This window comes from Luteibacter sp. (assembly GCF_036500425.1).
In the GTDB taxonomy this organism is placed as follows: Bacteria; Pseudomonadota; Gammaproteobacteria; order Xanthomonadales; family Rhodanobacteraceae; genus Luteibacter.
Window position 1 is genome coordinate 58236 of record NZ_DASYCB010000015.1, and the last position, 21034, is coordinate 79269.

17 protein-coding genes are annotated in these 21034 nt (G+C 61.1%); 8 read left to right on the forward strand and 9 right to left on the reverse strand.

Annotation, left to right across the window (positions count from 1 at the left end; translation table 11 throughout):
* Positions 1 to 42: 42 nt before the first annotated feature.
* From VGN46_RS03140 to VGN46_RS03160, 5 genes are all read right to left on the reverse strand, one after another.
* On the reverse strand, positions 43 to 1011 hold the full coding sequence (locus VGN46_RS03140; RefSeq protein ID WP_331640529.1) for an AraC family transcriptional regulator: 969 nt from the start codon (positions 1009 to 1011) through the stop codon (positions 43 to 45).
* Positions 1012 to 1129: 118 nt separating this feature from the next.
* Positions 1130 to 2107 carry a hypothetical protein gene (locus VGN46_RS03145; RefSeq protein ID WP_331640531.1) on the reverse strand — a complete coding sequence of 326 codons (978 nt, stop codon included), beginning with the start codon at positions 2105 to 2107 and terminating at the stop codon, positions 1130 to 1132.
* 125 nt (positions 2108 to 2232) lie between these two features.
* Entirely contained in the window at positions 2233 to 2973 is a 741-nt protein-coding gene (locus VGN46_RS03150; RefSeq protein ID WP_331640533.1) for a LytR/AlgR family response regulator transcription factor, read from the reverse strand.
* A complete protein-coding gene (locus VGN46_RS03155; RefSeq protein ID WP_331640535.1) occupies positions 2970 to 4061 on the reverse strand; it encodes a sensor histidine kinase in 1092 nt (363 codons plus the stop codon). Before VGN46_RS03155 ends, VGN46_RS03150 begins: the two co-directional genes overlap by 4 nt.
* Before the next feature lie 368 nt (positions 4062 to 4429).
* Complete coding sequence (locus VGN46_RS03160) at positions 4430 to 5260, reverse strand: PhzF family phenazine biosynthesis protein (RefSeq protein WP_331640537.1); 831 nt, start codon at positions 5258 to 5260, stop codon at positions 4430 to 4432.
* Positions 5261 to 5402: 142 nt separating this feature from the next.
* On the opposite strand from VGN46_RS03160, the gene VGN46_RS03165 reads away from it, so the two are divergent.
* Both VGN46_RS03165 and VGN46_RS03170 read left to right on the forward strand, forming a co-directional pair.
* Positions 5403 to 6440, forward strand: a complete 1038-nt coding sequence (locus VGN46_RS03165; RefSeq protein WP_331640539.1) for an alpha/beta hydrolase — start codon at positions 5403 to 5405, stop codon at positions 6438 to 6440.
* Positions 6441 to 6714: 274 nt separating this feature from the next.
* Positions 6715 to 7413: a hypothetical protein gene (locus VGN46_RS03170; RefSeq protein ID WP_331640541.1), complete on the forward strand. Its 699-nt coding sequence runs from the start codon at positions 6715 to 6717 to the stop codon at positions 7411 to 7413.
* 76 nt (positions 7414 to 7489) lie between these two features.
* On the opposite strand, the gene VGN46_RS03175 is transcribed toward VGN46_RS03170, so the two are convergent.
* Positions 7490 to 7984 (reverse strand): YkgB family protein, encoded by a 495-nt coding sequence (locus tag VGN46_RS03175; protein WP_331640543.1) that lies wholly within the window; start codon positions 7982 to 7984, stop codon positions 7490 to 7492.
* 297 nt (positions 7985 to 8281) lie between these two features.
* On the opposite strand from VGN46_RS03175, the gene VGN46_RS03180 reads away from it, so the two are divergent.
* From VGN46_RS03180 to VGN46_RS03205, 6 genes are all read left to right on the forward strand, one after another.
* Positions 8282 to 8656 carry a BlaI/MecI/CopY family transcriptional regulator gene (locus VGN46_RS03180; protein ID WP_331640546.1) on the forward strand — a complete coding sequence of 125 codons (375 nt, stop codon included), beginning with the start codon at positions 8282 to 8284 and terminating at the stop codon, positions 8654 to 8656.
* A complete protein-coding gene (locus tag VGN46_RS03185; protein WP_331640548.1) occupies positions 8656 to 10239 on the forward strand; it encodes a M56 family metallopeptidase in 1584 nt (527 codons plus the stop codon). Before VGN46_RS03180 ends, VGN46_RS03185 begins: the two co-directional genes overlap by 1 nt.
* A 520-nt stretch (positions 10240 to 10759) precedes the next feature.
* Positions 10760 to 11038 carry a hypothetical protein gene (locus tag VGN46_RS03190; protein ID WP_331640550.1) on the forward strand — a complete coding sequence of 93 codons (279 nt, stop codon included), beginning with the start codon at positions 10760 to 10762 and terminating at the stop codon, positions 11036 to 11038.
* 106 nt (positions 11039 to 11144) lie between these two features.
* A complete protein-coding gene (locus VGN46_RS03195) occupies positions 11145 to 11999 on the forward strand; it encodes a PA4780 family RIO1-like protein kinase (RefSeq protein ID WP_331640553.1) in 855 nt (284 codons plus the stop codon).
* A gap of 273 nt (positions 12000 to 12272) precedes the next feature.
* On the forward strand, positions 12273 to 13490 hold the full coding sequence (locus VGN46_RS03200; protein WP_331640555.1) for a hypothetical protein: 1218 nt from the start codon (positions 12273 to 12275) through the stop codon (positions 13488 to 13490).
* A gap of 3 nt (positions 13491 to 13493) precedes the next feature.
* Positions 13494 to 14306, forward strand: a complete 813-nt coding sequence (locus tag VGN46_RS03205) for a hypothetical protein (protein ID WP_331640557.1) — start codon at positions 13494 to 13496, stop codon at positions 14304 to 14306.
* 54 nt (positions 14307 to 14360) lie between these two features.
* On the opposite strand, the gene VGN46_RS03210 is transcribed toward VGN46_RS03205, so the two are convergent.
* From VGN46_RS03210 to VGN46_RS03220, 3 genes are all read right to left on the reverse strand, one after another.
* Entirely contained in the window at positions 14361 to 15635 is a 1275-nt protein-coding gene (locus VGN46_RS03210) for a DUF1214 domain-containing protein (RefSeq protein WP_331640559.1), read from the reverse strand.
* A gap of 41 nt (positions 15636 to 15676) precedes the next feature.
* Positions 15677 to 16657 carry a DUF1254 domain-containing protein gene (locus VGN46_RS03215; protein ID WP_331640561.1) on the reverse strand — a complete coding sequence of 327 codons (981 nt, stop codon included), beginning with the start codon at positions 16655 to 16657 and terminating at the stop codon, positions 15677 to 15679.
* Between the two features lie 1498 nt (positions 16658 to 18155).
* Positions 18156 to 20996 (reverse strand): ATP-binding protein, encoded by a 2841-nt coding sequence (locus tag VGN46_RS03220; protein WP_331640564.1) that lies wholly within the window; start codon positions 20994 to 20996, stop codon positions 18156 to 18158.
* Between the last annotated feature and the right edge of the window lie 38 nt (positions 20997 to 21034).

Consider the following 21034-nt stretch of genomic DNA (forward strand, 5'->3'; position numbering starts at 1 on the left):
TGTTCCATGGAAGACGCTGCCCCCGCAGCGTCTTCGTGAGTTTCAAGCATGAACTGCGATCGAGGCCTGGGCCTGGCGACGCCACTGCGCCGGCGTCACGCCCATGTGCAGCTTGAAAGCGCGCTGGAACGCCGCCTCCGATTGGTAGCCGACGGTTTCCGCGACGGCCATCGTCGACACGGAAGGCTTCTTCAGCTCGTTGGCCGCCAGCGTCATGCGGACGTCCGTGAGCAGATCACTGGCCGAGTGCCCCAGCTTTTCCTGGAACAGGCGCGCGAATGTGGCTCGCGACATATTGCAGAGGCTCGCCAGCGAAGGCAGCGTCCAGGGATGTGCCGGGTCGCGAAACATAGCCTCGAGTGCGGGCGCCAGGCGTGGATAACCGGCTAGCGCCAGCAAGCCAGAAGGTGATTCAAGCGACTCGCTTGCCAGGCGCAGGGTCAGGGCGAACAGCGCGGTCGAAAGCGCATTGAGCATGGCGCGGCCACCGAGGCGCTCGGTCTCCGATTCCATCCGCAACAGCGCGACCAGGCCGGTCACCTGCGCCGCGGTGTCCGCGTTCGTACGTTCTCCCGCGTTTCCCGAGCCGCGCACGACCAGGCGTCTAGGCAGGTAGCCGCGCAACATGCGCTCATGGGCGGCCGTGACCATGAAATGTCCGCACAGCGCATCGAGGCGTTCGCCGGTACCGCCGTTTTCGCTGAAGGTCACGTTCGCCGCTTCGCGCTCGTGTGCCGGCTCCGGCGGCGCGCCGCCCCCGTCATGCAACACGTGCGCTTCGCCCTCGGCAAGCAGGAGGATGTCGCCGGCGTGCAGGCGCAGCGGCGGCCCGCCTTTGGGATCATCGAGCACGGCGGTGCCCGCGAGCACGACGTGATACGGAATCTCGCCCGTCAGCGCACGCGCCTGGTCGATGCGCCATGGCGCACCGTACAGGCAGCGCAGATCGAGCCGCCCGCGCACGGCGGTCATATCGAGCAGCCGGCTGAGCCAATCCATAACTTCAGGCATGCAGCGCCCCGATTAGACGAAATAGCATGTACAAGACGATTCGCCATATTAGTACGCTCGCTGCTGAGTTTGTAGCAACTCGCTGCATGTCTTCGCTGCCGACGGCGCAACGCGCGGTTCAGTGGTCGATGCCGTGCTCCTTCAGGGTGCGGGAGATATCGACACGCCAGATGTTGCGTGAGCCATTCGCCGCGGACGCCAGGCGGTGCTGAAGCGACACCAGGTTGTCGCGATCCTTCGGGTAATGCGGTGCATCTGCCCGGCTGCTGGAGAGATACAGCTCACCAAAGACGCGGCCCGGTGCCGGGGCGTTCTCCAGCGACGCACTGTTGACGTCGCCGGTGAGGTGTTCGGGTTTACCCCAGTGGCCATCGGCGCCGCGGAAGCTGATGTAGATATCCGCGCTGCCCAGCGAATCCGGACCGCTCCCGGCGAACACGAGGTAGCGCTCCTCCGGGTCGACACCGGGATCCATGCGGTTCTGCGTGATATCGCCCAGATCAAGCCGCTCCGGCGCGGCATAGCCCGAGGCCGTACGGCGGGCGACGTAGATCTGGTAGAACGTGCCCGAATCCGGACGATGCGCCGAGAAGTAAATATTGCCGTTCGAGGCGATCGACGGGTTGTAGACCTGCGATCCGTCATTGAACGCACCTTCGACATGCACGGGCTCGCCCCATGTGCCCTTCGCCTGTTGCTCGACATACCAGAGGTTCGTGCCGGGGTAATGCTGGCCTGCCATTTCCACGGTCAGCGGTTCGCCACCTGGCACTACGGGACGATTGGACACGAAATACAGGCGCTTCCCGTCAGGTGACATCGCCGGTTCGGAGTCATGCCATTGCCCCGAGAACGAGGCGACCTCCGGCACCGACCACTGCTTGCCGCTGAGATGCGACACCAGGATGGTGTCGTCCTTCTCGGCGAAATCCGAACGCATGAAGTAAACGGTGTTGCCGTCCGGGCTGAATGCTGCCGAGGTTTCCTGCAGGCCCGTGGAGATTACGCCGGGGCCAAGGATCTCGCCGGCCATCGCGACGGGGATGAGCAGCGCCAGCGCCGTGGCGGCGGTGAATAGCAAAACGTTCGTATGCATGGATGAGGTCCGTGTCGGGGTGCTTATGCCCGATCGACGATGCCCGCGCTCGATACCTCACGCATGCGAAATGGGATCAAGGGTGCCGCCGCTGTGACGAGCGGCGCGTAGCGTGAGGTGAGCGGTCAGCTCATGCCGAGGGCATGACGCGCGCTGGCGCGAAACCGACGACTCAGGCCGAGGCGCGTGCCGTCACGCAGGACGACTTCGGCGCCGCCCTGGAAGAGCGGGTGGACTTCCGCAATACGATCGACATTGACCGCGGTGCCGCGATGGATGCGCAGGAACCGTGCGGGATCCAGGCTGGCGAGCAAGCCGGTCAGCGCCTCCCGATGCAGGTGCGAGGTGCCGGCGGCATGGATGTGCACGTAGTTGCCATCCGCCCGGATCCAGTCGATATCCGCGGTGGCGATGACGCGTACATGCTCACCGCATGCGACGCTGATGCGCTGGAGGTACGCAGGATGCACGGCCGGCACCGACGTGTTCAAACCCTTCCACTGCTGGCGCACGCGGGTCATCGCCTGGTCGAACCGGGCCTGGTCGATAGGTTTCAGTAGGTAGTCGACCGCATTGGCATCGAACGCGCGCAAGGCATGCTGGCCGTAGGCGGTAGCGAAGACGACCATCGGCGAGGTTGTGCGTTGCATCCCGTGCAGGAGGCGGAAACCATCCATGCCCGGCATGCGAATGTCGAGGAACAGCAGGTCCGGCTCCAGCGCTGCGATGGCCTGCTTTGCCTCGGCCGCGTTACCGCATTCGCCCACCACGCTGATGTCGGTGTGTACGGTCAGGGCCTGGCGAATCGCGAGGCGGGCCAGGACTTCGTCGTCGATGATCAGCGCACGAATCGCCTGCGTGATCATGCGGCCTCCTCGCGATAGGGAAAGCGCATCTCGACCCGGGTGCCGCCGTCCGCACGACGCGAAAGCTCCAGCGTCGCCTGTTCGCCGAACAGCATATCCAGCCGTGTTCGCGTGTTGCCGAGACCAATGCCATCCCTCGCGCCACCGGGCGGGAGGCCGAGGCCGTCATCTTCGATCTGTACATGCAGGTGATCGCCATCGCGGCGCGTCACGATAAGCAAGGTGCCGCGCTCCGGCTTGTCGAGCAGGCCGTGTCGCAAGGCATTCTCGACAAGCGGCTGGAGGATCATGTTGGGCACGAGCGCGCGCATGCTGTCACCGGCCACGTCCATCTGCGTCACCAGCCGGTCCTGGAAGCGCACCTGCTGGATGCCGAGATAGCATTCGAGAAATTCGAGTTCGCGCGACAGCGGCACCTGCTGGGCATGACGTTCCTCGAGCGTAAGCCGCAGGAAGTCGCTCAGCCGCGAAATCATCAGACGGGCTTGCATCGGATCGGCCAACGCCAGCGCGGAGATCGCATTCAGCGTGTTGAACAGGAAGTGCGGTTGCAGCTGCACGCGCAGTGTTTGCAGCTGTGACTGCACGAGCTGCGTTTCGAGCAGGGAGTTGCGCAGGCGTTCGTCGCGCAGGCGCCGTTGCGAATCGATCGCGCGCAACGTGCCCAGGAAGACCCAGTAGGTGACCAGGCCAAGATGCGTCTCGTAGACCACGCTCGTCCGCAGGAAATCGGTGTAAGTCATCGAAGGCATGGCAGTCGGCGGACCGATGACCCACCAGTACAGCGATACTGTGACCAGCATCTGCGTGGCGGCAAGCAGCAAGCCAGCGGGAAGATGCACGGCCAGGAAGCGGCGCCACGATCCGCTACCACCGACCCGGCCGAGCCAGCCGACCAGCGGCGTCAGCACCATCCAGAAGTAAAAGTCACCGAACGTCCAGACCAGCGAGCGGGTCCAGCCCGCCGGGTGCCCTTCGGCTCGCGCAGAGATCACGGCGCTGGCGGCATAGGAAAGGCCGAGCACGGTCCAAAAGGCCAGTGCGGTGAGGTTCTTCTTCCAGTTTGGCCAGGCCATGGGATCGATCACGGGCGCCCCTCCGCGCAACGGGCCAAGTATGCGAGCCACCCCGCAGGCGGGACAGTGTCGTTAGTTGGCTGTCTACCTTCCCGACCCCATGGCCTGGTCGACATTACGGTAATCGATGGCGTCCGATCTGTCGTCAGAAGGGGGGCGGGCGGTCTGTTCCTGTGATGAGCGGCGCTTAGGGGGTGTTAAGCGGTCACTGTGGGACTATGCGCGCCGCGTCCTGCCCCTAGAACGGCGACCTGAACCGGAAGGACAATCAGAGCGAGGGGAATTCTATTTACTTTCTGGACCCCGATGGTCACAAGCTAGAGGTTCACGTCGCGAGAACGGCACTACGGCTGCCGCCTTTCGATGCCTTACTCATCCCATCAAGCACCGCTTGGGCGAAGCATCCCATCGATGAGCGTGATCGCGTGGCCGCCAATCCACAGGCCATCGCTGTCACGGCATACATGAATCCTCCCGTCGCGCCCCAGTATCCGGCCTTGGTGAATGATGTAGGCATCGGGAGCGAGGTCTTCTTTGGCAAGCCAGGTCGCGATGCCAGCGGCGAGGCTGCCGGTGACAGGATCCTCCGGCATGGCGTCGCCTGCTATGAAGGCCCGCACTTCAAACTCGGCATCATGCCCCGCGAAGATGCCCACGGGGACCTTCCCGAGTTGTGCGTAGTCTGGTGTTACCCGGAGGACGGCATCGCGGCTAGAAAGTCTTAGGGCTAGCCATCCAGCACCATTGTCGACCCATTGCACATCGAGAAGATCGGCCGATGCGATGCCTAACGCCAGTCGGATCGCTTCTACCTGGTCGACCGGCGCGGGGCCGGAGCGCACAAGCGGCGGTGCGACGAAGGCGAGCAAACCTGCGTCGCGGCGAATGCGTACGAGGCCTACGCCACACTCCTGGATGATGTCGTCACCTTTGGGTTTTCCGTCGGCTTCGAGCCAGGCATGGCATGTCCCAAGCGTTGGATGACCCGCGAACGGCATTTCGTGCAACGTCGTGAAGATGCGCACCCGATAGTCAGCCCGCGGATCCAGTGGCGGCAGTACGAAGGTCGTCTCGCTCAGGTTCGTCCAGCGCGCCATGGCGGCGAGGTCGTCGTCTGACAGGCCGGCGGCATCGAGAACCACTGCAACGGGGTTGCCTTTGAACGGCGAACCGCCGAATACGTCCACCTGTTTGAATCGGCGATGTGCCACCGAATGTCTCCTTCGTGTGGTCTGCGAACCCGGGTCAGCGCAGGGTTCAAACGTTTCACAGCATGCCACGCTCGATCCTCAAGATGGGCACTAAAGTACGGTGGATATGTGCGGCCATCGGTGGTCGCCGGGAGCACGTCAGATGCGACATGGGAAGCAGGGCACGAAGCCACGCCGCCGCGGATGGAGGATCGTCAGGGCTATTGCCTTCGGCTTCTGCATTATTGTCGTGGGCCTGGGTTCTGTTGGTGCGCTTTGGAATTACCTCGCGGTACGCCGCGATAGGGCGAATAACCCGCCACCCGGGCACATCTACGAGGTGGCCGGCTATCCGATGCACTTGTACTGCACGGGCACCGGCTCGCCGACCGTGATCCTGGAATCCGGCCATGGAGAGGACTTCACCGTCTGGGGCAAGGTGCAGCCGGCATTGTCGAAAGGAACGCGCACCTGCTCCTATGATCGCGCGGGCTTTGGTTGGAGTGCGCCGCAGCCTGGCGAACGTGACGCGGCGCACATCGCCCGGCAGTTGCACGCATTGCTCGCTGTTGCAGGCATCGATGAGCCGGTCGTGTTGGTCGGCCACTCAGGCGGAGGCTTGTATGCACGGGTGTACGCTGCGTACTACCCCGCTGCCGTAGCCGGGCTTGTCCTGGTTGACGCCTACTCGCCCACTCCCTTGCCGAAACCAGCTTTTAGCCGGGCGCTGGACCAGCACTCCTGGCTGCAGTTCGCCGCGGTGAAGACCATGGTCGCGCTGGGCGTTGCCCGGGCGGCCAGCCAGTGCGACGAAGTGCCGTCAGGGCTGGAGGCTTACGCGGGTTGGATCAAAGCCAGCACGTGCTACTACCCGGTCCTGGATGAATACGTGCGCGAAGACAACGCGCTCGGGACCTCTCGGGCTGAGGGCGCGAAAACTGGCCCGTTCGGTAGCTTGCCGATCCTGGTGCTTTCGCAGGACACGACGCGGCCCATGCCGGCCTTCCTGCAGAAGCGCGTCAGTGCGGCCGACTGGGCTGCCTATTCCGCTGCACATGATGAGGAGCAGGTAGCTTATCTTCGACTTTCGACGCAAAGCCGCCGGGTGGTTGCGAAGGGAAGCAGTCACTACCTCCAGTACGACCGGCCGGATGTTGTCGTCAATGAGATCGAGAGCCTCATCGGGCGGAACAGGCAGTGACCGTGCTGCCGCATCGGGTGGGTCGCAGCACGCCACGCTCGATCTGAGACATGGATATTCCAGAATTTTCTGTAGAGACCATGGCCAACGGAAGCGCCGTCTGTACACAGGGATGCACGCGTATCGCTGAATGCGCCGATGATAAGTGCTTGAAAGTTCAACTCCTGCTGGGTTCGCTACGTCGGTAGCCGCGAAGAGGTGATTGAACGTATGGGTATCCCAGCACAGACTCGTTCGTCATCTGGCCGTAGATCACCAAGCACTGGGGCGACGCATGAGCACCGAAGAAACGAGCCATCCCTGTCTGGACCTCGCCGCCCAGCCTTCCCGCACTTACGTTTCGCAGACGCAAGCGCAGATCAGCATCGAGATGCTGACAGACATCACTTCGAAGCTCTCTTGCGTAGATCAGAAAGTAGATCGCTGCGCAGAAGACCTGAAGAGCCTCGAGGGGCGCTTCCATGAGTCGATGAAGTCAATTGAGGGGAAGTTTGACGCCGTCTTGCAGATCTCGGCTCGGATGGAAGCGTCCGCCAACGGAATGGAATCCCGGCTCGAAGCATCCATCAAAGACGGCAAATCACAGCTCGAAGAGTCGATAAAAGACCTCAAATCACACCTCGAAGGGTCCATCAAGGGCGTCGAAACTCGGCTCGCAGGATCCATCAACGGCGTCGAATCACGACTCGAAGGCTCCATAGTGCGCGTCGAATCACGGCTCGATGATTCCTTCAAGTACCTCAACACGAAGATTGATACGCTCAGTCGCGAGGTGGCACCCTTCTTGAATCCCTTCGAAGAGTTGAGAAGGGACATCAAAGATCTCGTCGGCTGGAAGCACAGGGTCTGGGGCATGCTCATCCTCGCCGGGGCAATTGTCACGCTCGGTACAGGCGCCTGGGCATTTGTTGGTGACCACCTCGAGTGGAAATCAGAGGTCGGCACCACGTCGGCCGCTGTGTCGGTCAGATAGAGACCTGCGATTCGTCTTAACGCGGGAGGGTCTGATTCCTCCCGCATGGTGTGAATCCAACGCCGCCCTGCGCGCTTCAGATCTCGCGTGGCTGATTCATCGCACGAATCACATCTTCCCTGAGCAGGTAGATTGAAACCACCAGCAGAACGAGATCCTTCAAAAGAAAGGCTGCGTTCATCGCCATCGCCGGGAACCCACCGGCACCCGCATCCCAGCCATCGGGTACGAACGGGAGGATGGTAAGCGTCGAGATGAACGTGGCGATCGAGCCAAGGGCACCTAGCACGCCGAGCTTCTTGTTCCAGAAGCCCAGGAACAACAACGAGCCAAAGGTCCATTCGGACGTGCCGAGCAGAAGGGCGGTGCCGTGGATGCCCAATACCGGGATCGTCCACGAGATCAACGGCCCGTGCGCGATCAGCGGGGCGAGCGCCGTAATCTCGGATTCGAACCACTTGTCGTAGCCGAACCACGCGAAGATGACGACCATGGCCGCACGTAGTAGGTGGTAATCGAGGTCTTTCTTCAGGAGGCCTGATTTGGCGATGAGCTGGAGTAACGCGTTCATGATGCTTCCTTCGTGGAGTCAGTGGATGGAGGTCGCATGGGACGAATCGATCCACGAAGGCGGAGTCAGGTCCGCTCGGGCTGATCTTTGCGACGGACCCACTTTACGAAAGGAGTTCGAGACTATGAATTGCGGATTCACTCGATAGCATGCTCAAAAGTATCAAATCGCACCGAGACTAGCGTCGTATAGGGCCAGAACGGACCCGTGGTGCATTTACTATAGTTATAGTTGACAGGTGCGCCGTGCGAGCCTATATCTACTACACCTCTAGTAGATGGCTGCACGGGAACGCCTATGAAGATCTCTCTCACCGACCGCGAAGCGGATGTCATGCAGGTGCTGTGGGACAACGGCCCCTCCCTGGTGACGGACGTTCGTGAGCGTTTGAGTGACAAGCTCGCGTACACCACGGTGTTAACGGTGCTGCGCACGCTGCAAGCGAAAGGCTATGTCGGCTACGAAGAGGAAGGGCGCGGGCACCGTTACTTTGCCAGCGTAAAGCAGCAGGCCGCGCGCAAGAACGCGCTACAGCACCTGACGGACAAGCTGTTCAAGGGTTCTACGGAACTGCTGTTCTCGCATCTGGTGTCTGACCAGAAGCTCAGTCCGGAACAGATAGCCCGCATGCGCAAGCTGCTGTCGGAGCGGACGGACAAGGAGAAACCGTGATGCTTGCCTGGATGATCTACGCCGCTCTGGTCGCATTAGCACTGAGTGCCGCAGCGCTGATCGCCGAGCAGGCCGCCAGACACCGGCGGATCTCCACGCGCTGGCCCTGGATCGTTGCCATCGCGGGATCCCTGGTTCTTCCCATGGCTATCGCAACCCTTTCCATCCCACGACCCGAACTCTTCGAGCGCATGGCGCCCACGGTGGCTGCTGCGACGGCTGAGCCCTTGAATCTGCGAAACATGACATCGATCCCCCTTGCATCGATAGTTATCGATTGGAGCGGCACAGGGTCGTATATGTCGTCAGCTCGGATCGATCTAATCCTTAAGGACATCTGGTTTGCCAGTTCGCTGACCCTTCTGTTGTTTTTAGGCATTAGCACGGCCGTGCTCCATCGCCGTAAACGCAGCTGGGTCGCAGGCACCTTGCGTGGTATGCCTGTGCTCGTTTCCGAGAGCGTAGGGCCAGCGGTTGTCGGCTTGATCCGCTCGCGAATCGTTGTGCCAGCCTGGGTGATGAACGAATCACCTGAGCAACAGCGATATGTCATGGCCCATGAACAGTCGCACTTGAAGGCACGCGACCCGTTGCTTGTCGCCGTAGCCATGGCACTCCTGGTATCGATGCCGTGGAATCCCATTTTGTGGTGGCAGTTTCACCGACTTCGATGCGCGATCGAAGTCGATTGTGATGCCCGCGTGCTGGGCGATGGTGGCGATCTGGGTGACTACTGCGAAACCCTGATCCAGGTAGGGCAGAACCAGTCCGAGTTCATCGGATCGGTGACGGCGATGTCGGAATCAAAGTCATTCCTCGAACAAAGGATAAAGATCATGCTATCGAAACCGCAAAAATGGGCGCGTGCATCTGCCTTCGCAATGATCAGTATTGCCTTCGGCATGGCGGTCTTCGCTGCCCAGGTGACGCCCCCTGCAGCCGCCGACAAATCCGCTAGCGGCGCAGTATCCATAAGCCCGGAACGCCTCGACGCCTACGCGGGCTATTACGCGCTCAGCGACTATTCGTTGCTCACCATAGAGCGTAAAGGTAATGGGCTGACCGCAACGCCCATTGGTCAGTTTCTGGCACAAGGCACTATTGACGTCTCAGCCACCAGTGAAAACGAGTTCCTGGTGCCGACGATCGACGTCACACTTCAGTTCAATAAGGGCGCCGGCAATCAGATCACGTCTGTGACTGTGCGCGAGCACGGTGTCGTGGCTATCGAAGCGCCCCGGGTCGATCGCGCCACCGCGGAGCAGATCCGTGACGCATTGGCGGCCAGGGTTAAGGAGCAAAAGCCCTTTCCTGACAGTGAAAAGGCGCTTCAGCGGCTACTGGGAAATTCGGAAACCGGGGAAGGCATGACCCCGCTGGTGGGACAGAATCTTGCCCGCCAGCACGACGCGATCGAAAAGAACTTCGCTCTCCTTGGCTCGGTTCAGTCCTACAAGTTTGAAGGTGTCGCCGACTACGGCTGGGATATCTACGACGTTCAATTTGAACATGGCGCGCTGCAAGTGTTTATCCAGCTCGACAAGCGCGGCTTGCTCTCAAACTCGGTGATGCGTCGCCAGTAGCTGATTGGCCACGGAAAATCCGAATTGTCGTAAAGACAACACGAGAGGCTTTTGATAGGGTGCGAGTCGTTGCCTCGCCGGTCACGAACTACCGAGGCAGCCACCGCTCATGGCGGTGAGAGTCGCGAGGCAGGTGTGCTTGAACACACCTACCTCGCTAACCACAACCAGCTCTATGGAAGTTGATTATGGCTACCCCTGATCATACGGCAGTCGTCCGCCCGCCGAATCCCCCCGGCGACACCTCACTGGTCCACGGGCCGCCTGCATAAGCCGCAGGCACGGTTGAAGAACCGCGGCGACCTCCGTTCTTGAGGAAATTCTTGATCGAATGAGGCAGGCGTCATGCCTGGTGCACCTCATGGATGGTCATCGCCGCATCCACTTCGTCAATCAAGCCGCCCGGCGCCTGGACACAGGCAGCCGGTGAACCCGCGATCCTATGGTCCGTGGCATGGCAGGTCGGTGTTGACTGTTGTGCCACGTTAGATCGTGTGGCGGTGGCATCTCGGAGGATGCAATGAACGAATCGAATGTGCTTCGTCAGGGCGATTGTGCCGACAGAAGCGCGGGCAACGAGCCGTCGGTACACGCGCTGCTCAACGAGGCCACGGTCTGGCTTCAATATGCGCGCGGACTCACCGTCACGCTGGCCGACCTGATCCACGAGGCCGAAGGCATCGAATGCAAACACCTGTCGCTATCGCTCGAAGCGGTCGCAGCGATGATGCAGACGGGCACTGAAAGCCTGGCGCAGGCCCATGCCAAGTTGCTGTGGGACAACGGAGAACGTCGCTAAACCCCTTGCCCGGCCCCGACCCGGGCAGCATTGGCGCTCCGCCCAGGAAAGTGTGAAAATTGAGGGTTAATGGCCGATTTCGCCATGCCACTGACCCCGAAATACCTTGAAGACCCCTCCAGCCCTGCAGCCGCTGATCGACGACGGCATCATTAATGACGTGCTCCGGCCGCTTAAAAGCGGTAAGGAGGCGGCCGTGTACGTCGTCCGTAGTGGTGAAGACATCCGCTGCGCCAAGGTCTACAAGGACATGGCGCAACGTAGCTTCCAGCAGCGCGTGCAGTACCAGGAAGGCCGCAAGGTAAGCAGCAGCCGCGAGGCGCGCGCCATCGGCAAGGGCAGCAAGTACGGGCGTAAGCAGCAGGAAGTCGCGTGGAAGAGCGCTGAGGTCGATGCGCTTTACCAATTGCGCGATGCCGGCGTTCGCGTGCCCGAGCCATTCGGCTATTTCCACGGCGTGCTGGTGATGGAGCTGGTTACGGATGAAGATGGTCTCTCCGCGCCCCGCCTGGATGATGTCGATCTCAGCGCTGACGATGCCCGGGCATGCCACCGGGTCCTTGTGCAGCAGGTCTTGTTGATGCTGTGCTCCGGATTAATCCACGGTGACCTTTCCCCGTACAACGTCCTCATGGGACCGGATGGCCCCGTAGTGATCGATTTCCCGCAGGTCGTCAGTGCCGCGGGAAACAATGCCGCGCGCACCATGCTGTTGCGTGACGTCAACAATCTCACCGCTTACCTTGGGCGCTCGGCACCCGAGCTGCTGGATACCTGGTACGGCGAGGAAATGTGGGCCTTGTTCCAGGCGGGCGAACTCCGCACCGATACGGAACTGACCGGTGAATTTGAGCCGGATGAATCCGAGGTCGATCTAGACAGCATCCGGCAGTCGATCAATGACGCGCGCGAAGAGGCGATCATTCGGCAGCAGGGTCGCGAGGCGGCGGAAGAAGACTAGGCCTCCGGGCAAATAGCCCGGCGTAACGGTTGCCTTGAACAAAGTTCTCGTGGCTTGGCGCGGCGCGCTCGCATTTCGTCATTGGTGCCAGGTGATCACCACGGCGTTTCGATGCGCGTGGCTACCCGTGGCGCCTGCCCGAGCCTAGCCTGCTGAGGGTAGACGACGTCTACTCGAATCAGCTGCGCGGCAGCGACGCCAACGCGATAAGGCGGTGGCATGCGCCTGGGCCTGCGCGGTCTTCCATGCGACAGAAGCATCCAGGGACTACTCATGCGCCATTCCATTATTGCCACGGCGTGCCTTCTCGGCCTGTCCGCCCAAGTGTCCGCGGCGGACGTCAAGTCGATCTCGCGCCTCGCTGCCGGACCCGACAACATCCTTTTCGTCGCAGACTGGAAAGCCGCGGAGGTTCACGCGATCCAGCTTCCACCGGCGCAAAAGCAAGCCACGGGCACGACGTTCAATATCTTCGACCTGGAAACGCTGCTTTCGCGACAGGTGGGCGGCGCCAAAGTCACGGTAGAGGATATGGTGGTCCGTCCCGGAACCGCACAGGTCTATATTGCGATCAGCTACGGCCCGGAGAAGACGCCGGCTCTGATCGTAGTAACCAGCGACAAGAAAGCGCATCGCGTCGATCTGAAGGCGGCGCCGTCGACCTCGGTGGCGCTTCGCGACGCCCCCACGTCGAACGAAAAATTCTGGAAGAAGACCCCCGAGCGCAGTTTCACGGTCACCGATATGAAGTGGCGTGATGGCGAACTTTTCGTCGCCGGACTTTCGAACCAGGACTTCGCTTCGACCCTGCGTCGGGTTCGCTACCCCTTCGACGCCAAACAATCGATCACGTCCCTGGAGATCTTCCATGGCGGACACGACCAGTTCGAGACGCGCGCGCCGATCCGCGCCATGAGCTTCGCGAATCTGGGTGGCAAGCCCTACCTCGTCGCCGCCTATACGTGCACACCGCTGGTGATCATTCCGCTCGACGACCTGAAGGATGGCGCTCACATCCGCGGCCAAACCGTCGCGGAACTCGGTTACGGCAATACGCCAGCCGACATGATCTCGTTCTCCAGGACCGAGCAAGGGACGGCCAAGGACTTCCTCATGCTGGTGAACTACGAGCGCGTGGCGGACGTCATCCCCGTGTCCGAACTGGACGCCGCACGTGGCCGCCCCGGCATCGAGACGCAGGTGCCATACGGCCAGATCACCGGGCTCACGATGTCGGAGGCCCCTCTTGCCGGCGTAACGCGCCTGGACAACCTCGACGACAAGTCGTTCGTCATGGTTCGCCGTGATCTCCAGGACGACGCGCTGCAACTGATCTCCATGGGTAAGACCCTGAGCTTCCGCTTGACCGATCACGTCTCGGAGTACTCGTTCCCCGACTTCAGCTTCAAGGGAAAGAGGCCCCAGCAGCAGTACATCAACATGCTGCTGAAGGATGAAGGTCTACCCGAGTTCATCAAGGCGTCGGAGTGAGCCATGCGGCTGCGTCGACTCCTCGGTGGCGCGGCCCTTGCGCTGGTGCTTCAGGCTGCGCAGGCCGGGCAGCCTGACCCACGCGTCATCCGCGTACAGCCCTCCGCTGCTGAGGTCCCCGCGAATCTCCTGCGGATGTCCATCTCGTTCGCGGCGCCGGTCGAAGGACTCGTACTGCCGCGGATTGCGCTTACACGTGCCGACGGAAGCTCGCTGCAGGACCCGTTTCTGCAGCAGGAGCTATGGTCGCCTGACGGCAGGATCCTCACCCTTCTGCTGAATCCGGGACGCGTTAAGACCGGCCTGGTCGCGCGGGAACAGTGGGGGCCCATCCTGCGTCAGGGCGAAGACGTGGTCCTTACGCTCGATGGCCGCCCCATCAAGCAATGGCATGTGGATGACGTGGATGCGAATGGACCGGCGCCATCGGCATGGAAGGTGGCATCCGTTCGTCCTGCCTCGCGACAACCCCTTGTCGTTAACCTGGATGGGCCGATCGACGGGCGGGAAGCGGACTACCTCGCGGTGGTGACGGCTGATGATCGCGTCGTGGAGGGTGACGCCAGGCTAGAGGATGGCGAAACGACCTGGGTGTTCACGCCGCGCGATACGTGGAGGGTGGGTGAGTACCGGCTTGTCGTGCGCGGTACGTTGGAAGATCCGGCGGGGAATCGGTTGGGTGGTCATTTCGAGACTCCGATGGCTGAGCATCAAGGGCCTGCGACTGACGTTGCGATTGTCTTCAAGGTGGGTGCGGTAGAGCCATCGCGAAGATCTATCGGTCAGCCTGGCCGCCGCTCAGGAGCTGGTCGATAGGATCGGGCGTACTCGCGAGTTCATTCTTTAGCGCTTGCGGTACCCCATGATCCTTCATGGCGCCATTTCGGTGACGTCCATCAGACTCCATGTCTTGTCAAAAAAGGGTCCATCTGGCCCGTAGAGCCGGAAGATGACGAACCACGTGCCTTCTTTCATGGTCGTTATCCAATTGTCGTCCTCGCCAGGAGGGGCACTCGGAGCGAAATAGATATCGACGGACCCATCCACGTTCTTCCTCGTCTTCTGATTGTAAGAGTCCAGGCTGACGACAGCGGCCTCGCGGATGAATCCAGCGGTGTCCCAGTCGTAGACGGTGACCGACCAATACTGCTTGGCGGGGACGTGGGTAGGGACACGCAACCGATAGCTCTTGCCTCCCTGCAAGGGCTGGCCAGCGTGGTCATTGAGCGTGGAAATGTAGATCGTTGGGGCGCTAGCGTCCGATTTCTTGGGCGGCGCCCAAAACATGAAGCCACCCATACCGCGAAGGTCGTAATTCAGCATTTCGGGCGTTTGATATGAGAATTCTGTCTTCACTCCGGAGAGATCCGGTAGGGCCCAATGCGCGCCCTCCCAGTAGGGCTTGAGCGATTGCCTCTGGAGGCGTTGAAGGTATGCTTTTGCGTCTGCGGCTGCCTCACCGAGCGTCGTGTTCAAGCCTTCGTCAGGGCAGAAGAGCTTGCCCTTCTCGATCCCTACATACGCAAGGATATTCATCATGGCAAGGTCGCGCGGATTCACCGGCTCTTCGCTGATCATTTTGGCAAGCGTCGCGTAGAACGTTTGGTCCATGCGTGGGATGCCATTCCATGCCTTGCCCGACGCATCCACGAAGCGCTGCTCAGGCGGATGGTTATTCTGGGCAAGGGGGTACATGCGAATCTTCTTTAGAAGCGCGACGGCCGCGTCCTGATCGCTCGTGGAAGCGCTCTGGGCGATCGTTCGCATCAGCCAGAATCCCCCGAATGTCGATGACCTGACTGGGATGTACCCGGCTGGGGTCTCTACGTCGACATCCGGCGGCAGTATCAGGTACTTGCCGCCCTGGCCCTTGTCGTCGCCCCCGGGGCCGACGATGTTGAGCGGCACGTCCCACATGTCACAGAGCTGCCCGTACAAACCGGCCCCAACGGCTGGAGGGACTTCCAAAACAATCGGGCCGTCCCGCTGTGTACTGTACGCACTGTAGATGTAGTGCGTCGACGCGTTGGGGGTCGTGGTTTGAAACTTCCAGTCCGGCGGTGACGAAAAGAAAGCGATGTCGTTATACCGTGCGCCCAGGCCGATGAAACCCTGCCTGATGGCATCTGCAGCGACGATCGGCATGCCCCACACAGCGGCTTCAAACGCTCGATACTGCATCAAGTTCACAGGCGTAGCGGCGTTTGGCCGCCCCCCGTCAGTTTCGTGGCCTCCGGAAACGTCCAGGTGCCCTCGATGATCTCTCGCCGGGGTCGATAGAGACGAACCATGTAATTCCAGTCGGGCACGATGGGAATGCAGTTTTTCGCAGCACCATCGCAGCCGCCGAACTGGATTGTCACGCCGCCATCAGGGTCCTTCGTCGCGACCAGATTGTTGAAGGCATACACACCCTTTTCGTTACGAGGTATATAACCATGCTTGTCGTACACAATAGCCGACCAAAAGCCGTCGACCGGCACGTCCTTCACGGTGAGTCGATACGGGGTCTTCCCGTCATTTTCCTTCGGCGTGACGTTGAGATACATCGCGTCCTTTTGGGGATTTGCGCCCCAGGCCGCAGCGCCACCGACGAGGCGCTGGACCGGATCGACGTCGCCGCGCTTTCCAAAGCCCTTGCTTGTATCAGGCATCGTCTTCGCTAGCTGTAGTAGCGCAGTGCGCACCTCATCCTGACTATCCCTGTCCCATGCCGGAATTTCGAATCTACCCGGACCGCCTGGCTGGCTAACTGTGACCGCATCTTGCAATGCACGTACTTTGCTCAAATCGTCCGGATCGCTGGGATTAAGCAAGGTGCGCAATGCAACCAGTACGTAGCGGGTCCCGATAGTCTCTCGCGTGAACTGGTGAATCGACGAATCGTAATAAACGTTGGCCACATACTGATCTTCGTCAATTACCTCCATGGACATGAATCGACTCCCAGCATCTGGCAATGCGAGACTCACTGGACCTGCATCCAAGTCGAACACCGCCGCGGAGTAAACGGTGTCACGGTTTTCCCTAATGATGTTCTGGTTGTCGATGGGTATCAGCTCGCGCCGATGGCAAAACTTGCCAAGGCCGTCGTCCTTCACAGCGACAGCCGAGAAGTACAGGTCGGTCTCTGCACGGAGAAAGTTTTCGGGGGTGACGACGACCATCGCGGTTTCCTCGGGAATGTGCCGAAGCGTGGCGCGGACTGCAGTTCGCGCAATGGAGTGCTGTCAGAGGGTGCCAGCCGTGCTGCCGATGAGAAACCGAAAATGACCAGCGACGGCCACCGTAGATTTACTGCCATGCGTTGCGACTGTGCCTCACCGCAGCGATAGTTGCCGCTACAGCCGCTACAGCCGCTACAGTCGCTATAGCCGCTATAGCGGCTGGAAGCGGAGCACAGGGTAGTGCCGGCGACGTTGGAAGATCCGGCGGGGAATCGGCTGGGTGGTCATTTCGAGACTCCAATGGCTGAGCATCAAGGGCCTGCGACTGACGTTGCGATTGTCTTCAAGGTGGGCGCGGTAGAGCCATTGACGAATGGGTCTTCGCAGCATGCGAGGACCCATGGATCTAGTGCTGAACTTCCCGCCGCAGCAGGGTTGCGATAGTGCGTAAGTACTTAAGACATATATACCGCAATTATTTCGGGTTACTTAGTCGTGCGCAGCAACCCAGCTTTCCATCTCGTCGAGCAGCGTATGCGTGACATACGGGGAGGGAGGTTTGGATCCCGCTGGACGGCAGCTCACGACCATGCTTAAGTTCACAACGCTGCAGGACATGGAAGCCTCGCTCACGGACTATAGGAATGACATAGATGCGCCGATGTCGATATCGCAAGCGTATGACTCACAGGAAGGCCTGCATACCCAGCCCCTTCAAGACATCTTGATGAATAACTGGGCGAAAGATCATCTCAATGACCGATTCAGCCGAGCGCGTAACAATTGCGCTGACTTTGCGACCAATGTCATGAAGGCCACATACCTCAATCCGACGACTAATCCGGTGGGACCCACGGTGCCAAAATGGACACATGTAGGTCCCGACGATGATCCAGGCGTTTTGATCCTCGCGGATACTGATAAAAGGTCATAGGCTCGATCCAATGATATCTAGAAGAAAGCCAGCTGCCTTCATTTTGATATGTTCGCTAGTCCATTTCGGCCTGATGTTCTACATCATTGTGGGTCGACTGGACTGTGGAATGCAGGCGTATTGCGTCAGCAAGGCAAACGAGATTGCCGGAAATGTATTGTCGTTTCCGCTGGGGCCCCTTTCCTTACTTCTCCAGCATATGGGGGTCGACGTTGACCGCCTTATGGAGCACTACGCCGTCGGCGGGCCCTTCCCAGTCTTCTTCCTCAATTCGGTTCTCGCCTCCACGATATTCTGGTTCGCGATCGTCAAGCCTTGGCTCAAGCGGAGGCGATCCCAGCCGGCTAACCGTTAGGGCGCCTTCTTCGGTATTGCGATGAGGACGCGATCAACAATCGGGGACCGCTTCAGCCCAGGAGTGAAACCATGCGTTTGTTTGCGACGATCCTCGGGATGTATTCGCCGCACGCCTTCGACCTCATTGGCGGAGCGGTATCGTTCACCAGCAGCATTCCAAAAATGGACATGAGCCCATCCGCCACATGAGATGATTTGAGATCTAGTCTAATTTGGACCAAAGATTTCTTCCATACGTGCCAGCATAGTTCGCACATAGATTTCGACGCAGGATGGAAACGTGACTCGCGATTCATGCGACTGCATCAGGTCACGTTCGATCTGACGAAGTGGTGCGATGGCTTCGGCGGTGAACACAATGGAAAGGCCGCCGAGGACGAAATGCAGCCACTCGCCGAGCGCCGTGGGAGAACCATGGGCCTGCAAGTCGGTGAGCTTCGCAAGAGCCTCATGTGTCGTGGCAATGCAGCTGGCAAGCACGGCGGCCACGGCGGCGTCATCGCCAAACGTCCCGCGAAGCCGCGGAAGGTCGACGACAAACGGCCTGGCTGACGCATCCGCTTCATCAAGCAATCCAAGCTGCGATAGGGCTTCACGCACGTCAGCGATCACGCAAGGCTTGGCAAGCACGGTCCGCATGCCAGTCCTGATGCACTCGGCCACAACATCCGGACGCACGTCGGCAGTAACGCCAATGACTGGCGGCGCTTCGGATGTACTTTCGTGAATCGCCCGCACCAGCGCGATGCCGTCCAGCCCCGGCATATGAAGGTCCGTCAACACGACCCGGAAGGGCATGGCGGCCAGCATGGCAAGGGCAGCGCGACCATCTCCGGCTTCAATGGCCTCGAATCCCAGTCGGCCTAGCTGCGCGCTGAGCACCGAGCGATTCGTCGGATGATCGTCGACGACAAGCGCACGCCCCAATGCAGCAGCAGCGACTGCAGGTGCCGAACGCACGCTTTCATTCACAGGTGAAGGCATCAACACCGTGGCGTCCATCGGCTCGAGCGGCCACCACGCCTGCACGGTCGTGCCTTGCCCGGGAACGCTCTGCAACGAGATCGATCCTTGCATTAAGGTCATCAGTTGCCGGCAGATAGCCAGCCCCAACCCCGTGCCGCCGAACCGCCGGGTAATGGTGGTATCGGACTGGACGAACGGCTGCCAGATCGCCTCCTGGCGCGATGCATCGATGCCCACGCCCGTATCGCGCACGGTCAGGACCAGCCGTGGCGTTTCGCCTTCGTGCGAAACAGTGATCGAAGCGAACACCGATCCATGCTCCGTGAACTTCACGGCGTTGGAGAGCAGGTTACCGAGCACCTGCCCGATACGCCCGGCGTCGCCGCGCACGCAAGGTGGTACGTCGTCATCCACATGGCTCGATATCGATACGCCTTTCGCCTGCGCGGCTGGCGCGAAGGCAGCCATTCCCGCATCAAGCAACTGGCGCATATCCACGGGCCCCATCTCGACATGCATCTCGCCCACTTCGACCTTCGAGAAATCGAGGATGTCGTTGAGGATGCGCATCAGCGACTGCGCCGATTCATTCACCATGCCGGCGAGTCGCGCCTGTTCCGGTGCCATGGCATCGGCGGAGAGTAATTCGAGGTGGCCGATGATCCCGTTCATGGGCGTGCGGATCTCGTGGCTCATCATGGCAAGGAAGCGCGATTTCGCTTCGTTCGCCTGCTGTGCGCTTTCCACGGCCTGGGCCAGGGCTTCGGCCTGTTCGTGCTCGTGGGTCACGTCGCTCCAGAAGCCGCTCCAGTAGGTGGCGCCATCGGCATCCCTGCGTGGGCGGGCTTCGGAACTGACATAGCGCAGCTGGTCGTCGACCTGGGCGCGGAGCACCATGCGCAACGGGGTGAGTGTTTCGGCGGAGTGCTTCAACGCCGCCAGTAACGCGGCGCGATCATCCGGGTGGATGGTGTGCAGCACCGGTGTTTCGTCACCGAGGATCTCCGAGGCCTCCATGCCGATCACCGGCCGCGGGTTGCCACCGACGTACAGGAATCGGCGCCTTCCATCGGGGTGGATGACCAACTTGTAGACCACGGCGGGCAGGTTGGCGGCGACATCATCGAGCTGGCGCTCCACCATCCGGCGCATGCGTACTTCGCGGCGGAGACGCCAGTAGGCGTAAGCGAGGCTCAGTACGATGGCCAGTGCAAGCACGCCGTAAGGCAGCACATCGCGCATGAGCTGCTGGGCCGAAGGCCGGAACGTGTAGTGCGCGGCCACCCAGTTGTTCCTGATCCGCGCGCGCTCGGCCACGCTGACCGAACGAAGCGCCCGGTTGATCAGCGGCAACAGTGGCGCAAGGCGAGGGCGCACGCCGATCGACAAGGCTTCGTCGATATTGGCCGGGGCGGCGAGGCGAAGCGTCGCCCGGTATTGCCGGCCCAGGTAATAGTCGGCCGTGGCCAGGTTGGCGAACAGGGCATCGCCCTCGCCGCTTGCCAGGCGCTTCATGCCCTCCGCGGGGGAAGTGATGGGGAGCACCACCGGCTCATCGATCGAGCGCAGCGCCGTCACGTCGGCGGCGCGACGCGGGTTGGCCAGGATCCGTTTGCCATGCAGGTCGGAGAGCGACGTGAGCGGCGGGCTTCCTTCGCGCACCACCACCATCATGGGGAACGTGATGTAGGGCTCGGAGGCCTTGAAAAGGGCAGCGGCCTCACCATCGGAGACGATGGCGGGCAGTAGATCCACATCGCCGCGGCGCGACGCCTCCAGCGTGGCCTGCCAGGAATCGGTGACCACGTAGTCCAGCTTCAGCGACAGGCGGCTGGCGACGAGCTGGACGTAATCCGCGGCCAGGCCTGCCGGCACCCCCTGGTTATCGACCATGGTGTAGGGCACGAAGCTGCGGTCCACGGCCACCTTCAGGGCGGGCAGGGAAGCCAGGTATTCGCGCTCTTCAGCCGATAACGAAACGTGCGTGGCGGCCTGCGGCTCGGCCGGCGGGGCCCCCCGGGCGGGTATGGCAAGACCCAGGCCCAGCCACAGCAGCACGGCTAGAAGCGGTTTGGGCTGCATAGTATGATCCTTGCCGTTTCCGGGTCACGGGGCGGGAG

Bases quoted from the DNA above. Each gene is read 5' to 3' on its own strand.
- VGN46_RS03140 (WP_331640529.1), bottom strand. From the start codon at position 1,011: ATGCCTGAAGTTATGGATTGGCTCAGCCGGCTGCTCGATATGACCGCC.
- VGN46_RS03145 (WP_331640531.1), bottom strand. From the start codon at position 2,107: ATGCATACGAACGTTTTGCTATTCACCGCCGCCACGGCGCTGGCGCTG.
- VGN46_RS03150 (WP_331640533.1), bottom strand. From the start codon at position 2,973: ATGATCACGCAGGCGATTCGTGCGCTGATCATCGACGACGAAGTCCTG.
- VGN46_RS03165 (WP_331640539.1), top strand. From the start codon at position 5,403: ATGCGACATGGGAAGCAGGGCACGAAGCCACGCCGCCGCGGATGGAGG.
- VGN46_RS03170 (WP_331640541.1), top strand. From the start codon at position 6,715: ATGAGCACCGAAGAAACGAGCCATCCCTGTCTGGACCTCGCCGCCCAG.
- VGN46_RS03175 (WP_331640543.1), bottom strand. From the start codon at position 7,984: ATGAACGCGTTACTCCAGCTCATCGCCAAATCAGGCCTCCTGAAGAAA.
- VGN46_RS03180 (WP_331640546.1), top strand. From the start codon at position 8,282: ATGAAGATCTCTCTCACCGACCGCGAAGCGGATGTCATGCAGGTGCTG.
- VGN46_RS03185 (WP_331640548.1), top strand. From the start codon at position 8,656: ATGCTTGCCTGGATGATCTACGCCGCTCTGGTCGCATTAGCACTGAGT.
- VGN46_RS03190 (WP_331640550.1), top strand. From the start codon at position 10,760: ATGAACGAATCGAATGTGCTTCGTCAGGGCGATTGTGCCGACAGAAGC.
- VGN46_RS03200 (WP_331640555.1), top strand. From the start codon at position 12,273: ATGCGCCATTCCATTATTGCCACGGCGTGCCTTCTCGGCCTGTCCGCC.
- VGN46_RS03205 (WP_331640557.1), top strand. From the start codon at position 13,494: ATGCGGCTGCGTCGACTCCTCGGTGGCGCGGCCCTTGCGCTGGTGCTT.
- VGN46_RS03210 (WP_331640559.1), bottom strand. From the start codon at position 15,635: ATGCCGATCGTCGCTGCAGATGCCATCAGGCAGGGTTTCATCGGCCTG.
- VGN46_RS03215 (WP_331640561.1), bottom strand. From the start codon at position 16,657: ATGGTCGTCGTCACCCCCGAAAACTTTCTCCGTGCAGAGACCGACCTG.
- VGN46_RS03220 (WP_331640564.1), bottom strand. From the start codon at position 20,996: ATGCAGCCCAAACCGCTTCTAGCCGTGCTGCTGTGGCTGGGCCTGGGT.